This is a genomic window from Lientehia hominis (genome assembly GCF_021044755.1).
In the GTDB taxonomy this organism is placed as follows: Bacteria; Bacillota; Clostridia; order Lachnospirales; family Lachnospiraceae; genus Lientehia; species Lientehia hominis.
Window position 1 is genome coordinate 67,795 of record NZ_JAJNOR010000001.1, and the last position, 14,025, is coordinate 81,819.

Genomic DNA, 14,025 nt, shown 5'->3' on the forward strand with positions numbered 1-14,025 from the left:
TTAATGTACCGAAAGTATTTTTTCTTTGGGTAACGTTTTTATTCTACGGTTACAGATTTTGCCAGATTCCTCGGCTTATCCACATTAAGTCCCTTCATATCAGAAGTATAGTAGGCCAGGAGCTGCAGGATCACGGCAACTGGAAATACCGTAAACCGGTCATGGGGTACCGGAACCGAAAAATGCATGTCGCAGATATCATCGGTTATTTCCGCATGTTGCTTGGTGATCAGAATAACGAACGCGCCTCTGGCTTTCACCTCTTTGATATTAGAAATTGTCTTTCCATAAATATGGTCCTGAGTGGCTACTGCAATAACAGGTGTGTTTTCTTCTATCAGAGCGATTGTTCCATGCTTTAATTCTCCTGCCGCATAAGCCTCCGCATGGATATAGGAGATTTCCTTGAGCTTCAGGGAACCTTCCAGGGAAAACGCATAGTCCAGGCCTCTTCCCACAAAGAAGGCATCCTTTGCCTTCGCCAGGATACTGGCGGCTGTTTTGAGCTTTGCTTTGTTTTCCAGGATTTTCTGGACTGCCGGTATCGTATCCAGAAGACGGGATACAAACTCACCGGCGTCCTTTTGTGAAAATTTTCCACGGACCATCGACATACGGCAGCCGATCAAATAAAGACTTGCCAGCTGTACCATATACGCTTTTGTACTGGCCACAGCGATTTCAGGCCCGGCATGAGTGTAAAACACATAGTCACTTTCTCTCGCGATAGTAGAGCCCTTTACATTGACCACGGACAGTACTTTAGCACCGCGTTCTTTGGACAGGTGGAGAGCCGCAAGGGTATCGATGGTCTCGCCTGACTGGGAAATCACGATCACCAGAGTCCTGGCATCCACCAAAGGATTCTCATAGCGGAATTCAGAAGCGATATTGACAGATACAGGAATCTTGATGATCGGTTCGATCAGCGCTTTCCCAACCATTCCCGCATACATGGCGGTCCCGCAGGCTACGATGGCAATTTTGTCGCAGAAGGAAAAGAGCTCGTCGGGAATCTCGTCTTCAGAAAAATCAGGAATTCCCTCCCGGAGCCGGGGTAAAATCGTATTTCTGAGCGCCTCCGGCTGTTCATGAATCTCTTTCAGCATATAATGCGGGTAGCCGTTCTTTTTGGCCGCCTCCACGTTCCAGCTCACCTCAAGGATTTCCGGTTCCACCGGGTTCCCATCCAAATCCTGTACAGATATACCATCCTGACGGAGAGTGACGATCTGATATTCCGGAATTACGAAATAGCGGTTTGTATAGGGGATGATAGCTGTGACATCAGAGGCCACAAATGAACCGTCCTCCATGTGGGCAGCCACCATAGGACTTATGTTCCGGACACAGAATATCTGATCGTGAATATCCTCAAACATGATGCAGAACGCGTAAGAGCCTGAGATTTCACGAATGGTTTTCCGGATAGCGTCGTAAGGGTCTCCTTTATAATAATGATCAAGGAGTTTTGCAGCCACTTCCGTATCGGTTTCTGATACCAAAGAATCCCGGAACCCGAAACGATCGATCAGATTGTGATAATTTTCTATGATACCGTTGTGAATCAAAGTAATCCTGCCGGCAATATGGGGATGGGCATTGACATCATTTACTCCTCCATGGGTAGCCCATCTGGTATGGCCGATGCCGCAGTGGGATTCAATATCCACAGCAGTACACGCGTCCTTTAACGTAGCTACGGGTCCGGCTTTTTTCATCAGAAAACGGTCATTTCCACTGGACAAAAGCGCAACTCCGGCACTGTCATATCCTCGGTATTCCAGCTGCTCTAGCCCCTCCAGTAAGACAGTCAGGGCATCCAGGCGCCCCGTATAGCCAATTATTCCGCACATAAATTAGTCTCCTTTATAATTCCAAATGTATGTAGTTTTTGTATGATGAGTCCCTGATCATATTGAATTTGTTTTGCCGTCACCGGCATATTTGCCAATATGTACACGCACAGGTAGCATGGAAGAGTACCCGCCGAATTTTCGATAATCTCTTCTCCTCGTCACCCTCAAAAAACGGAGGGGCATGGCGCTTTTTCTATGAAGTTTTTTCGCTACGGCCTCCCAACCCATAACTCTTCCCTACTATATCATTTTCACCTTTTCCAGTCAAGTTACGCATAAAATACGGAGAATTTGCAGAAGAATTTAAATTTTACCCCTTGTTTACAGACGTTATACGCCTTATAATGGTAAATGAGAATCCTATTCCACAATAAAATGGATACGAGACACTGAAACCAGTTCGAAAGGAGTAACGATCATGAAATACATAGAGGTAGGAAAATCTGGCGTTAAAGCTTCCAACCTGATCATGGGCTGTATGCGGTTAAAAGGAAAAACACCAGCAGAGGCGGAAAAGCTGATCCGAACGGCTATGGAAGAGGGCATCAATTATTTTGACCATGCGGACGTTTATGGCAGAACCGGAAAACGCGGAGAATGTGAAGAGATATTCAGCAAGGCGATCAGTCTTTCCAAGCCTTCTGTCCGGGAGAAAATGATCATCCAAAGCAAGTGCGGGATTGTAAAAAGCGCGACCGGGGCTTATGATTTTTCCAAGGAGCATATCCTGAAGGCCACAGACGGCATTTTAAGCCGTTTAAATACAGATTATCTGGATTTCCTCCTGCTTCACCGTCCGGATACTCTTATGGAGCCTGCGGAAGTGACAGAGGCTTTTGAAACCTTATTTAAACAGGGCAAGGTACGTCATTTCGGCGTTTCCAATCAGAGACCTCTGCAGGTCAAGCTTCTGCAGAAATATCTTCCCTATAAGCTGGAGGTAAATCAGCTGCAGCTCAGTATCGTCCACTGTCCGATGATTGATTCCGGCATAGCCGTGAACATGGACATCGAACAGGCTTGTGACAGAGAAGGCTCCATTCTGGAATATTCCAGGCTTCATGATATGACGATACAGGCGTGGTCACCGTTTCAGCAGGGTTTTTTCGGCGGGCCGTTCCTGGGAGATCTTGAGAATTATCGAAAATTAAACGAAGTGATCGACCGTCTGGCGGCTAAATATGAAGTAGCGAATACAGCAATCGCCGTAGCGTGGATCACCAGACATCCGGCCAATATACAGGTAATCCTAGGTACCACAAATATACAGAGAATGAAGGATGCGTGCAGGGGCTCTGAGATTTCTCTGACCAGAGACGAGTGGTATGAAGTCTATCAGGCGGCCGGAAAGAAGCTGCCGTAAATACACAATTGAAAATAAGAGTAACATAGTGGAAGCAAAGGCACAGAGACAGTCGGCATGGATTGACGGTTTCTGTGCCTTTATGATATAATCTCATTATATCTATTCGTTAAAGTTGAGTTTAGCGAATAGATATGGATATCGAGGAATACTATTCTTCCGGTCCATTCCCTTAGGTTATCCCGTACCTTTAAATCATTTTCTGAATGGCTCCGGATGCTATTGATTAGTGCTCTCGTCTTGTGATAAAATATTAATTTAACTGGTAATCCATATTTATTGTTACCCGCAAAAAATTCTATGAAGGATAAAGGAACGATGACATGAATCTTCAAAAATTGCTCAGTTATACCCGACGCGCAGTGGATGACTACCATATGATCTCGCCCGGCGATAAAATAGCCGTAGGGATATCCGGCGGAAAAGACAGCCTGGCCCTTTTATACGCTCTTCATGGACTGCAGAGATTTTATCCGAATCCATTCACCATTGAAGCGGTCAGCATTGCTGTTTTTAAGGAAATAAATCTGAAGCCGGTAAAGACTCTCTGCAGGGAGCTGGGGGTTCCCTATACCATTGTTCCAACGGACATCTCCGAAATCGTTTTTAAAGAGCGTAAGGAGGAGAATCCCTGCTCTCTGTGCGCCAAAATGCGGAAAGGGGCCTTCAATGAAAAGGCCAAAGAATTAGGATGCAATAAAGTGGCCTATGCCCATCACAAGGATGACATTGTAGAGACCATGTTAATGTCTTTAATATTTGAGGGACGCTTCCACTCTTTTTCTCCTTATACATATTTGGACCGTATGGACCTGACGGTCATCCGTCCGCTCTTATATGTGCCGGAAGCGGACATCATCGGTTTTAAGAATCAATATGAGCTTCCAGTCTGCAAAAACCCCTGTCCCGCCGACGGCCATACAAAGCGGGAATATGCGAAGGACCTTGTACGTCAGCTGAATTCAGAGCACCCAGGCGCCAAAGAACGAATGTTTGCAGCCGTCACAAATGGAAAAATCCCCGGCTGGCCCCAAAAAGTATAAAAAAGAAAGGAAAGGAGTTCCGGTCCTATGGAACAAAAGCCTTATTATGAACAGGTCGATATACAGAATACGAAAAAGCTCCGCGAGCTGGTGTCCACTCTCCCATCTTTTTCCGCTGTATTTTTCCGAGGCATCGAGCAGACCACCTCATCCCGCACAAGAATCGCATATGCTTATGATCTCCGGGTATTTTTTGAATTTTTACTGAAGGAAAACCCTTACTACCGGAACAAAGAAATGAAGGATATCACACTTGACGATTTAAACAGGGTGAGGGCCTTTGATCTGGAAGAATATATGGAATATCTTAAGTATTATTCCAGTGATGAAAATATAGAACATATCAATAAGGAACGCGGTATAACACGGAAAATTTCCGCCCTGAAATCTTTTTACAATTATTTCTATAAGAAAGAACTGCTTCAGAATAATCCTGCCGCTCTGATCTCTCTTCCCAAGCTCCATGAAAAGGATATTATTCGTCTGGATATCGACGAGGTGGCTACTCTTCTGGATCAAGTGGAAAACGGTGAAGGACTTACAAAACGCCAGCAGGCATTTCATGAAAAAACAAAGATACGGGATGTGGCCCTGCTGACTCTGCTGCTTGGCACGGGTATCCGTGTTTCTGAATGTGTGGGTCTGGATATGAACGATGTGGATTTTCGGAATGATGGAATCCGAATCCACCGGAAAGGCGGAAAGGAAGTCGTCGTATATTTTGGTGAAGAAGTACGTGAGGCACTACTGGGCTATTTGGAGGAACGGAAACGGATCATACCGGTTTCTGGACATGAACAAGCTCTTTTTCTGTCTCTCCAGTCCAGGAGGATGAGCGTAAAAAGCGTGGAGAATCTGGTAAAGAAATACGCGAAGATTGTATCTCCTCTGAAAAAAATCACGCCTCACAAGCTGCGGAGCACATATGGCACGAATCTTTACAAAGAGACTGGAGATATCTATCTTGTGGCAGACGTGCTCGGCCACTCTGACGTGAACACTACCAGGAAGCACTATGCCGCGCTCGAAGAAGAACGGCGGCGCAGTGCAAGAAATGCAGTGCGTCTGCGTGAGAAGCCGGATAAAAAATAGCAACCGTTCAGAATAATCAAAAACCATGTCCGAAAACAGGAAGACTCATGGCACTAAGAAAGCTATAATATGATGGGAGGTGAGAAATACGATAGAAAAAGAAAAAGGGATGTATGCGGCGTTTAAGGCAAAAGACGCACGTTTTGACGGGCGTTTTTTTGTAGGCATCTCGTCTACGGGGATCTACTGCCGGCCAGTTTGCCGGGCAAAAATGCCCAAAGAAGAAAATTGTACTTTTTATGCCACGGCGGCGGAAGCAGAACAAGCAGGGTATCGGCCTTGTCTGCTGTGCAGGCCGGAGCTGGCTCCCGGACAATCTATCACCGATGCCAGCGCCGCATTGGCCCGTAAAGCTGCAAGACTGCTGGAAGAAAGCTGCGGCAGCGGTCTCAGCCTGGACGAACTTGCAGGGCGGCTGGGCTGTTCGGGCCGGCACCTGCGGCGAGTGTTTGCGGAGGAATATCATATCTCTCCCATACAATATTTACAGACCTGCCGGCTGCTGCTTGCCAAAAATTTATTGACGGATACTGACTTACCAGTTCTGGATGTGGCCATGGCGTCAGGATTTGGAAGCCTGAGCCGGTTTAATGACCTATTTAAAAAACAATACAGGATGCCACCTGCGGCTCTGCGGAAAAACAGGACAAAAAAGGGGCGGCACAACGGTGGTCTTACACTTGCGCTGAGTTACCGCCCTCCTTATCTCTGGGACAAAATATTGAATTTCTTGGCTGACCGCGCAATTAAGGGGATTGACCTGGTACGGGACGGTGAATATTGGCGAACAGTATGTCTGAAAAACAGTTCAGGACAACGGATCTTTGGTTGGCTAAAAGTAGGACACGCCGCAGAAAAAAACACATTGCTCATTACGGTAAGTTTGAGTCTGCTGCCAGTATTATCCCAAATATTATCCCGAATCCGCCGTCTGTTTGACCTCTATTGCGACCCGGAGACAGTGTATGAAACCCTTAATATCATGAATGAAGTCCAACCCGGCCTGTGTGTTCCGGGAACCCGCGTGCCGGGATGCTTTGATTCTTTTGAAATGGCGGTGCGCACAGTGCTGGGTCAGCAAATCACGGTGAAAGCGGCAGGTACTTTGGCCGGGCGGTTAGTAGCAGCTTATGGGAAACAAGTTGAGACAGGTATCGAGGGCCTGACCCATGTGTTCCCTTCGCCAGAGGACGTTGTAACCTTGGGTGAAAATATTGAAGATTGTTTTGGGGTGTTGGGCATCATTGCATCCCGTTCCCGGACCATCCGGGCCTTAGCTCTAGGCCTGGTCACTGGCGATCTCACCTTGGACCCAACTGCACAGCCGGAAGAAGAGATGAAAAAACTGCTGAATATCCGGGGAATTGGGTCATGGAGCGCCCAGTATATTGCCATGCGTGCTATGGAATGGCCCGACGCATTTCTGGAAACAGATGCTGGCATTAAAAAAGCTCTGGATTTCCGTCCACCGAAGGAGATACTGAAGATGGCAGAATCCTGGCGGCCATGGCGCAGCTATGCCACAGTCAATCTATGGAATACATTGTAATTGTAAAGGAGGATTTCGCATGTTTTATCAAACAACATATCTATCTCCTGTCGGCCTGCTTACTTTGGCATGCGATGGTGAAAACTTAACAGGTCTTTGGATGGCGGGTCAAAAGTATTTCGGAGAAAGTATGCCAGAGAATATGGCAATGCAGGATGATCTGCCAGTTTTTTGCCGTGCGAAAAACTGGTTGGACCGGTATTTTGCCGAAGAGAATCCCCAGATTTCTGAACTGCCTTTACGTCCCATCGGCAGTGAATTTCGTATGGGAGTATGGAAGATTTTGTGCGATATTCCTTATGGACAAGTCATCACTTACGGCGATATAGCAAAAAAAATGGCGGTCAGGCTTGGCAAAAAAACAATGTCCAGCCAAGCGGTCGGCGGTGCCGTGGGCCATAATCCCATTTCAATCATTATCCCTTGTCACCGGGTGGTAGGTGCAGGCGGAAGTCTGACAGGTTATTCAGGAGGCATTAGTAAGAAGATTAAACTTCTAGAATTAGAAGGCGCAGACATGTCCCGCCTTTTTGTGCCGGCAAAAGGGACGGCGCTTTAACGCAAAAAAGAAAAGGATGCGGTGACTCTCTCCTTTTCTTTAATAAAATATAGTATACCTTTAAATACCTTTCAAACAAACTTATCTTTACGAATTAGAGGAGACAGGAGAAAATCCGTTTCCATCCAGGCGGGTCGCTGGCAGCCGTAACCAGCATCTTTACGGCCTCCGGTCGGTCCTTTCCAACTGACATGGATAAATCGATATTTTTCCATGTCAGATTCCGACAAAAATCCGCATGACATGCGATTTTTGCCTCCCTTCGGCCGGGAAGATCCTGCCAACGCCTTTGCAGCGCTCCCCTTACGATGGAATCGGATTGTTCCTCCTGCTCCTCTTCCCGCACCGAAATAAGCTTTCGTTTGTTGTGAAAGCCATTAGAGCGGCCACGGAGGCCCGCTGCCGTAAGGCGTGCGGGCCCTGGGGATATCCAATCCTTTTCTGGAATCTAAGAAATGAAATTTGTCCGGTACAGTGCGGCGGAAGGGCACCGGCAGAAAGATTCCGGGCCGGCCTAAAGGAGAGCGCTGCAGGGCAGCGGCCGGTGTTCTCCAGGAGGAGGGAGGCAGAAACGGAAATACCGATTCCGTTTCTGAGCGAACAGGAGACGGGAAATCATAAGGATTTCCTGTCGACATGTGAGCGGTACTGCCAAAGCGGGGATAAAGCGGCACCTGCATCGCCAGCGAACCGAAATCGTGACGGTCCGGAACTTCTGCCGGTGCTGAACTGAAGCTTAATCGGAGCTTACTAAAAATGTTTCTAGAAAGTGTTTTGTACTATACTTTTTATGACGGCAAATCTATTTATATTCTTCTGAGTAATATACGACTGTCAGATAATTTCCAGCATGGATTTCGTCGGATTTCAAATGGTTGATGTTCTTAAGCTCTTTTACATATGATTTCAGTTGATTGGGATCGGGACAATACTCTTTTGCGATATTCCATAATGTGTCTCCGCGGTCGATCTGCACAGCCGTATAATATTTATACAGAGACGCGTCTGTTCTGCTGCTTTTGGCACTGACAAAAACACTGAAAAAAATAACAGAAAACATAAGGATCGCACCAAGTATGGCTGCAAATTTTACTTTCCTCCGGGAATATCTGGTTCTGTTCCGCATGTCCGCTCTCCTCTCCTCGACTAAAAACTCATCAAACTGCAAATTTTTCATAATATTTCTCTTCTAATAAAAACGTTTGTTCTCGAACATTAGTTCTTTTCATGCATTAAGAATACTACAAGAACAAGTGTTTGTCAATGGGTTTTCGACATTTTTCAAACAAACGTTTGGATTTTTGCTTGCATAATAATCGAACGTATGTTACTATTAAAACAGAAATTTTAGAGGAGGATTCCCTATGTCTGGTAAAATCACGGCTAAACAAATGGAAATTTTAGAATTTATAAAAAAAGAGATATTAAAAAAGGGGTATCCGCCCACCGTCCGCGAAATTTGTGAAACCGTCCATTTGAAATCAACTTCTTCGGTCCATTCTCATCTCGAGACATTGGAAAAGAACGGATATATACGACGTGACCCAACGAAGCCAAGAGCCATTGAAATTGTAGATGATGTGTTCGGGCTGACCCGCCGGGAGATGGTACAGGTTCCGGTCATCGGTACGGTAGCTGCCGGCCAGCCGATACTCGCTGCGGAAAATATTGAAAATTACTTTCCGTTCCCGGCGGAGATGCTGCCCAATAAAGAAACCTATATGCTTCATGTAAAAGGAGACAGTATGGTGAATGTGGGTATCTTTGACGGAGACCAGATTCTCTGTGAGACTGCTTCAACTGCTTCCAATGGAGAGATTGTCGTGGCTTTAGTAGAAGATTCCGCAACGGTTAAGAGGTTTTATAAAGAAAATGGATATTATCGCCTGCAGCCGGAAAATGATTCCATGGAACCAATTATTTTAAAGGAAGTGAAAGTGCTCGGAAAAGTAATTGGGCTGTTCCGCCTGATGTCTTGATATTTGAATAAAAAGCAGCAGCATTATTTTTATGATAAAACAGGCGCAGTCATCACGACTGTGCCTGTTTTATTGTCTCTTTATATATCTATCATATATAGACAGCCTTAAGATTCTAACTCCTTTTCTGATATAAATTTCCCATCCCGCCAAATGCGTTCCAAATCATAGAATCGTCGGTCCTCTTTTGAAAACACATGCACAACCACATCTTTATAGTCCAGAAGAATCCATTTCGCAGCCTGATAGCCCTCTCTTTGAGAACAATGATAGCCAGCCTTTTCCATCTCCTCTTCCACGTTGTCTATCATTGCCTGAACCTGATTGCTGTTTTCACCATTGGCAATAATGAAGTAATCAGCCAGGCAGGACACCTCCGAAATATCGATGATCGTCACATCCTGCCCTTTCTTGTCGCTGAGGGCATTATAAACAATAGATGCCATTTTTTTAGATTGATTCATGAGCAGTTCTCCTTTTGTTCCAATATATTCTTCTCAAACAGCGTTTGATAATAGGTGCATGCCTCCCGCGTGGTCTCATCGATACAGTCTGGCATTTCTTTTAGATAATCAAGTGTATCCGCCATGATCTCATATACAGCCCGGTCTAGGTCCACAAAAGCCAGGCGGCGGATCTTTTCCAGATTTGGCGCTTTAAACCGGCGAGGTTCAATATAATCGGCTACATAGATAATCTTTTCCAACAGTGTCATCGCCGGCCGGCCTGTCGTATGATACCGAATGGCATCCAGAATCTCCGGATTCTGCACGTCATATTTGTGCTGTGCCAAATAGGCCCCCAGTTTTGCATGAAGGAGAGACGGGTTTTGTCTTTCGGTTTCAGAGACCGGAAGCTCATATTTTAAACTCTTTTTTAGCAGAGTACTGTTGTCATACTGCTTCGCGCAGTCATGGAGCAGACCGCCCAGCTCCGCATCCTCCGGATTACAGCCATAGCGCATGGCAAGACAGGAAGACGTGTACGCCACGCCTAAAGTATGCTCAAATCTCCCAATTCCGAGCTTATGGCGGAGCTTCTCTTTTATGGTCAAACGATCAGGTTTCATAATTTGTATTCCCCTCTCATTTTCAGTTGTTTTTGTTTCCTATTTATACAGCTGTTTTTCCATAATATATTGATAGACAGATTCCGGAACATAATATCGTATGGGAAGACCCGAGGCCCTTCTGTTCCGCACTTCATGGGAAGAAATAGCGATATCCGGCATATCGATCAAATAAATCCGTCCGCCAAAATGACCCTCCAGATATCGAATCCTCCGTTCCAGCTTATCCTCCGGCATATCCATACGGTTTCCCACCAAGAGGATTGCTTTCCGGAAGATTTCTTCCGGTTTATGCCAGCTGCCCACGGCAAAAAGAGAATCGGCACCCATGATAAAATAAAAAATGGTATCCGGGTGAGAAACACACAGCTCTTTCAGCGTATCGCTGGTGTAAGTCGTGCCAATCCTCCGTATTTCCAGATCAGAATAGACAAATTTATCGTTTCCGTCAATGGCAAGCTCTACCATGGCCTGCCTGTGTTCCACAGAGGATACCTGCCTGTTGTCTTTATGGGGAGGCTGGGAAGAAGGCATAAAAAGTACTTCATCCAGGTCAAACTGGACGCATGCCTGTTGGGCCAAAATCAAATGGGCGACATGTATGGGATCGAACGTACCTCCCATTATCCCCACCTTTTTTCTTGTCGATTTGTCCGATAATTCCATCTCCTGCTCCTCATTACGTCCGTTTCATCCTAGACTTTTTCAAACGGATATTATATTGGAAGCTCAAGCTTCTTTTTCGTTTTGGATTCCCGGTACAGGACGATCTTTTTTCCTATGACCTGTACAACCTGTGAACGTGTCCGTTCTGCCAGTGCCTCTGCGATCATGCGCGGATCATCCAGACAGTTTTTAAGAACGTTTACCTTTACCAGTTCCCGTGCTTCCAGAGCTTCGCTGACCGCCTCTGTAATCTCCGGCGTCAGACTCGACTTGCCGATCTGCATGACCGGGTCAATTGTCATGGCCAGACTTTTTAAATATGCTCTTTGTCTGCTGTTCATAACCCCTCCTATTTATAATAATCAAATTCCAGTCCGTACATTTTTACGGTATCACCTTCCTGAATGCCCGCCTTTTCCAAATCATCCAAAATACCGGTCTTTTTTAAGAAATTCTGGAAAAATTCGAAGCCTTTTTCTGAATCAATGTTGGTGTAACCCAGCATTTTTTCTATCTTAGGTCCCTCTAAACTATAATAACCTTCCTTCAGTTTTTCAACCGTATACGGCAGATTCTCATTGATCAATATTTCTGACGGATCGAATTCCTGTTCGAAGACGACAGGGGTATCATCCAGTTCCTGCAGAAGGCCATAGACATAATAGAGAAGCTCCTTTAGTCCCTGTCCGCTGACTGCAGAGATTGGAAACACCTTAATTCCATCCTTTTCAAAGAAGCTGCGGATTTTCTCCGTAGTTTCCTGTTCGTCAGGCCCCAGCGCATCGATTTTATTGGCGGCAATGACCTGAGGACGTTTAAGCAGCTCCGGGTTATATTTCTCAAGCTCCCCGTTTATGGTTTTTATATCCTCTATGGGATCGCGTCCTTCTGTGGATGCGGCGTCAACCATGTGGATAAGAACTTTTGTCCGTTCGATATGCTTTAAGAAAGCATGTCCTAAACCAATGCCCTCTGAGGCTCCTTCTATGAGTCCGGGGATATCAGCCATGACAAAGCTCTTATGATCATCCAGATCGACGACACCTAAGTGGGGATTGATCGTGGTGAAATGATAATTGGCGATCTTCGGCCTTGCATTGCTCACTCTGGAAAGAAGGGTGGATTTCCCCACATTCGGAAACCCTACCAGTCCCACATCCGCGATCACCTTCAGCTCCAGAAGGACCCAAAGCTCCTGGCCGTCCTGGCCCGGCTGGGCATATTTCGGCACCTGCATGGTGGCTGTGGCGTAATGCATGTTTCCGTTTCCGCCTTTTCCGCCTTTTAATATGATTTCTCTCATGTTGCCGCCGGACATATCTGCTATGACTTTTCCACTTTTAAAGTCCTTGATGACGGTGCCCTCCGGCACTTTGATGACCAAATCCTGGCCGTCTTTTCCGTGACAGCGGCGTTTTCCGCCCTCTTCCCCGCTGGTCGCCACATATTTGCGTATATGGCGGAAGTCTGTCAGCGCATTGAGGCCCTTGTCTACTTCAAATATAATGTCTCCTCCACGGCCGCCGTCACCGCCGTCCGGTCCTCCATTCGGCACATAGAGTTCCCGGCGGAAGCTCACGTGACCGTCACCGCCCTTGCCGGATTTTATAAAAATTTTTGCACTGTCTGCAAACATTCTGCCACATTCCTTTCTGTTTATCCCACGGGGTAAAAAAGCCGACGCTCACAGCGCCGGCTTCTATTATGCATGGCTTATTCGTTTACAACCTTAGGGTACACAGAAACCTGCTTTTTGTCTCTGCCTTTCCTCTCGAAACGCACCACACCATCTACCAGAGCAAACAATGTGTCGTCGCCGCCGCGGCCAACATTGACTCCGGGATGGATCTTTGTACCGCGCTGTCTGTAAAGGATATTGCCGGCCAGCACAAATTGTCCGTCCGCCCTTTTCGCGCCAAGTCTCTTGGACTCGGAATCTCTGCCGTTCTTAGTAGAACCAACACCTTTTTTATGAGCGAATAACTGAAGATTCATCTTCAACATGTCTTACACCTCCTCAGTCAGGATACATATCAACTGATTTCCTTTTTTGTCCGTCCTGTAACTCTCCTCAATGCTTTCAAGCCCAAGCATCAGAGTGTTCAGCAACAATTTAGATTCTTCACTGACCGTCCCCGGAAGGGAACACTCCAGATAACCGTCATCGGCCGAATAAGAAATATCATCTTTCGTAAAGGACTCAATGGCATTTATGGTGTTCTGTGTCAATACAGAGACAGCAGCACACACGACATCCTCACCGGCGGGCGCAAAACCTGCATGGCCTTTTACCTCAAAACCACGGTATCTTCCATCGGAATCTATCTTTACTTTAACCGTAATCATCGTTTTCATTCAAAAATGCCAATTAAGCATTGATCTTATCAATCTTTAACTGGGTATAAGCTTGTCTGTGACCGTTTTTCTTGTGATATCCGGTCTTCCTCTTATACTTGTAAACGATAACCTTTTTGCCTCTGCCATCATTCATCACAGTAGCAGAAACGCTTGCACCTGCCACAGTAGGGCAGCCAATGGTAAGCTCTTCACCGCCTACAGCCAATACCTGATCGAACGTGTAAGTCTCGCCGGCTTCTGCGCCAAGCTTTTCCACCTTGATGATATCGCCTTCGGCAACTTTATACTGCTTTCCACCTGTTGCTATAATCGCGTACATAGGGCACCTCCTATTTATCATTACTCGCCAACTACGGTGTCCGGAATTCCGGCCCTTTTCAACCTCATTGCGCGGCATACTATATAAATATAACAGGGATTTCCATGGTTGTCAATGTGTTTTTACAACCAATCCATCCCTGTTACGTTTGTTTTTACTTCCTATTCAA

General features: G+C 46.1%; 17 protein-coding genes. 7 read left to right on the top strand and 10 right to left on the bottom strand.

From position 1 onward, the window contains the following. Positions 1 to 38: 38 nt before the first annotated feature. On the bottom strand, positions 39 to 1,856 hold the full coding sequence (gene glmS, locus LQE92_RS00305) for a glutamine--fructose-6-phosphate transaminase (isomerizing) (RefSeq protein WP_231061023.1): 1,818 nt from the start codon (positions 1,854 to 1,856) through the stop codon (positions 39 to 41). 421 nt (positions 1,857 to 2,277) lie between these two features. On the opposite strand from glmS, the gene LQE92_RS00310 reads away from it, so the two are divergent. The 6 genes from LQE92_RS00310 (at position 2,278) to LQE92_RS00335 (ending at position 8,198) form a co-directional block, all read left to right on the top strand. Further along, positions 2,278 to 3,222, top strand: coding sequence for an aldo/keto reductase (locus LQE92_RS00310; RefSeq protein WP_231061024.1), 945 nt, complete (start codon positions 2,278 to 2,280; stop codon positions 3,220 to 3,222). A gap of 323 nt (positions 3,223 to 3,545) precedes the next feature. Continuing rightward, the gene (locus LQE92_RS00315; RefSeq protein WP_231061025.1) at positions 3,546 to 4,265 is read left to right on the top strand and encodes a tRNA lysidine(34) synthetase; all 720 of its coding nucleotides are present in this window, start codon (positions 3,546 to 3,548) and stop codon (positions 4,263 to 4,265) included. A gap of 27 nt (positions 4,266 to 4,292) precedes the next feature. Continuing rightward, on the top strand, positions 4,293 to 5,357 hold the full coding sequence (locus LQE92_RS00320; protein WP_231061026.1) for a tyrosine-type recombinase/integrase: 1,065 nt from the start codon (positions 4,293 to 4,295) through the stop codon (positions 5,355 to 5,357). Positions 5,358 to 5,436: 79 nt separating this feature from the next. Then, positions 5,437 to 6,906, top strand: a complete 1,470-nt coding sequence (locus LQE92_RS00325) for a DNA-3-methyladenine glycosylase 2 family protein (RefSeq protein WP_231061027.1) — start codon at positions 5,437 to 5,439, stop codon at positions 6,904 to 6,906. Positions 6,907 to 6,925: 19 nt separating this feature from the next. Then, the gene (locus LQE92_RS00330; RefSeq protein WP_231061028.1) at positions 6,926 to 7,465 is read left to right on the top strand and encodes a methylated-DNA--[protein]-cysteine S-methyltransferase; all 540 of its coding nucleotides are present in this window, start codon (positions 6,926 to 6,928) and stop codon (positions 7,463 to 7,465) included. A gap of 367 nt (positions 7,466 to 7,832) precedes the next feature. Beyond that, positions 7,833 to 8,198: a hypothetical protein gene (locus LQE92_RS00335; protein WP_231061029.1), complete on the top strand. Its 366-nt coding sequence runs from the start codon at positions 7,833 to 7,835 to the stop codon at positions 8,196 to 8,198. Between the two features lie 69 nt (positions 8,199 to 8,267). Here LQE92_RS00335 and LQE92_RS00340 read toward each other — a convergent pair whose 3' ends face one another. Next, the gene (locus LQE92_RS00340) at positions 8,268 to 8,642 is read right to left on the bottom strand and encodes a LysM peptidoglycan-binding domain-containing protein (protein WP_231061030.1); all 375 of its coding nucleotides are present in this window, start codon (positions 8,640 to 8,642) and stop codon (positions 8,268 to 8,270) included. Positions 8,643 to 8,829: 187 nt separating this feature from the next. Between LQE92_RS00340 and lexA the strand changes: the two genes are divergently transcribed. Further along, the gene (gene lexA / locus LQE92_RS00345) at positions 8,830 to 9,444 is read left to right on the top strand and encodes a transcriptional repressor LexA (RefSeq protein ID WP_231061031.1); all 615 of its coding nucleotides are present in this window, start codon (positions 8,830 to 8,832) and stop codon (positions 9,442 to 9,444) included. 107 nt (positions 9,445 to 9,551) lie between these two features. On the opposite strand, the gene rsfS is transcribed toward lexA, so the two are convergent. From rsfS to rplU, 8 genes are all read right to left on the bottom strand, one after another. After that, complete coding sequence (gene rsfS, locus LQE92_RS00350; protein ID WP_231061032.1) at positions 9,552 to 9,908, bottom strand: ribosome silencing factor; 357 nt, start codon at positions 9,906 to 9,908, stop codon at positions 9,552 to 9,554. After that, positions 9,905 to 10,513 (bottom strand): bis(5'-nucleosyl)-tetraphosphatase (symmetrical) YqeK, encoded by a 609-nt coding sequence (yqeK, locus tag LQE92_RS00355; protein ID WP_231061033.1) that lies wholly within the window; start codon positions 10,511 to 10,513, stop codon positions 9,905 to 9,907. The genes rsfS and yqeK overlap by 4 nt, the downstream gene beginning before the upstream one ends. A 39-nt stretch (positions 10,514 to 10,552) precedes the next feature. Next, positions 10,553 to 11,179 (bottom strand): nicotinate-nucleotide adenylyltransferase, encoded by a 627-nt coding sequence (gene nadD, locus LQE92_RS00360; protein WP_231061034.1) that lies wholly within the window; start codon positions 11,177 to 11,179, stop codon positions 10,553 to 10,555. A gap of 50 nt (positions 11,180 to 11,229) precedes the next feature. Continuing rightward, the gene (gene yhbY, locus LQE92_RS00365) at positions 11,230 to 11,520 is read right to left on the bottom strand and encodes a ribosome assembly RNA-binding protein YhbY (RefSeq protein WP_231061035.1); all 291 of its coding nucleotides are present in this window, start codon (positions 11,518 to 11,520) and stop codon (positions 11,230 to 11,232) included. 8 nt (positions 11,521 to 11,528) lie between these two features. After that, positions 11,529 to 12,815, bottom strand: coding sequence for a GTPase ObgE (gene obgE / locus LQE92_RS00370; protein WP_231061036.1), 1,287 nt, complete (start codon positions 12,813 to 12,815; stop codon positions 11,529 to 11,531). Between the two features lie 77 nt (positions 12,816 to 12,892). Next, positions 12,893 to 13,183: a 50S ribosomal protein L27 gene (gene rpmA, locus LQE92_RS00375; protein WP_147595844.1), complete on the bottom strand. Its 291-nt coding sequence runs from the start codon at positions 13,181 to 13,183 to the stop codon at positions 12,893 to 12,895. A 3-nt stretch (positions 13,184 to 13,186) separates the two neighbouring features. Continuing rightward, positions 13,187 to 13,534, bottom strand: coding sequence for a ribosomal-processing cysteine protease Prp (locus LQE92_RS00380; RefSeq protein WP_231061037.1), 348 nt, complete (start codon positions 13,532 to 13,534; stop codon positions 13,187 to 13,189). Positions 13,535 to 13,547: 13 nt separating this feature from the next. Continuing rightward, the gene (rplU, locus tag LQE92_RS00385; protein WP_147595843.1) at positions 13,548 to 13,856 is read right to left on the bottom strand and encodes a 50S ribosomal protein L21; all 309 of its coding nucleotides are present in this window, start codon (positions 13,854 to 13,856) and stop codon (positions 13,548 to 13,550) included. Positions 13,857 to 14,025 lie beyond the last annotated feature (169 nt).

What these genes read in the sequence shown, in the direction of transcription:
- glmS (WP_231061023.1), bottom strand. Translation starts at nt 1,856, where the DNA reads ATGTGCGGAATAATTGGCTATACGGGGCGCCTGGATGCCCTGACTGTC.
- LQE92_RS00310 (WP_231061024.1), top strand. Translation starts at nt 2,278, where the DNA reads ATGAAATACATAGAGGTAGGAAAATCTGGCGTTAAAGCTTCCAACCTG.
- LQE92_RS00315 (WP_231061025.1), top strand. Translation starts at nt 3,546, where the DNA reads ATGAATCTTCAAAAATTGCTCAGTTATACCCGACGCGCAGTGGATGAC.
- LQE92_RS00320 (WP_231061026.1), top strand. Translation starts at nt 4,293, where the DNA reads ATGGAACAAAAGCCTTATTATGAACAGGTCGATATACAGAATACGAAA.
- LQE92_RS00330 (WP_231061028.1), top strand. Translation starts at nt 6,926, where the DNA reads ATGTTTTATCAAACAACATATCTATCTCCTGTCGGCCTGCTTACTTTG.
- LQE92_RS00340 (WP_231061030.1), bottom strand. Translation starts at nt 8,642, where the DNA reads ATGAAAAATTTGCAGTTTGATGAGTTTTTAGTCGAGGAGAGGAGAGCG.
- lexA (WP_231061031.1), top strand. Translation starts at nt 8,830, where the DNA reads ATGTCTGGTAAAATCACGGCTAAACAAATGGAAATTTTAGAATTTATA.
- rsfS (WP_231061032.1), bottom strand. Translation starts at nt 9,908, where the DNA reads ATGAATCAATCTAAAAAAATGGCATCTATTGTTTATAATGCCCTCAGC.
- yqeK (WP_231061033.1), bottom strand. Translation starts at nt 10,513, where the DNA reads ATGAAACCTGATCGTTTGACCATAAAAGAGAAGCTCCGCCATAAGCTC.
- nadD (WP_231061034.1), bottom strand. Translation starts at nt 11,179, where the DNA reads ATGGAATTATCGGACAAATCGACAAGAAAAAAGGTGGGGATAATGGGA.
- yhbY (WP_231061035.1), bottom strand. Translation starts at nt 11,520, where the DNA reads ATGAACAGCAGACAAAGAGCATATTTAAAAAGTCTGGCCATGACAATT.
- obgE (WP_231061036.1), bottom strand. Translation starts at nt 12,815, where the DNA reads ATGTTTGCAGACAGTGCAAAAATTTTTATAAAATCCGGCAAGGGCGGT.
- rpmA (WP_147595844.1), bottom strand. Translation starts at nt 13,183, where the DNA reads ATGTTGAAGATGAATCTTCAGTTATTCGCTCATAAAAAAGGTGTTGGT.
- LQE92_RS00380 (WP_231061037.1), bottom strand. Translation starts at nt 13,534, where the DNA reads ATGAAAACGATGATTACGGTTAAAGTAAAGATAGATTCCGATGGAAGA.
- rplU (WP_147595843.1), bottom strand. Translation starts at nt 13,856, where the DNA reads ATGTACGCGATTATAGCAACAGGTGGAAAGCAGTATAAAGTTGCCGAA.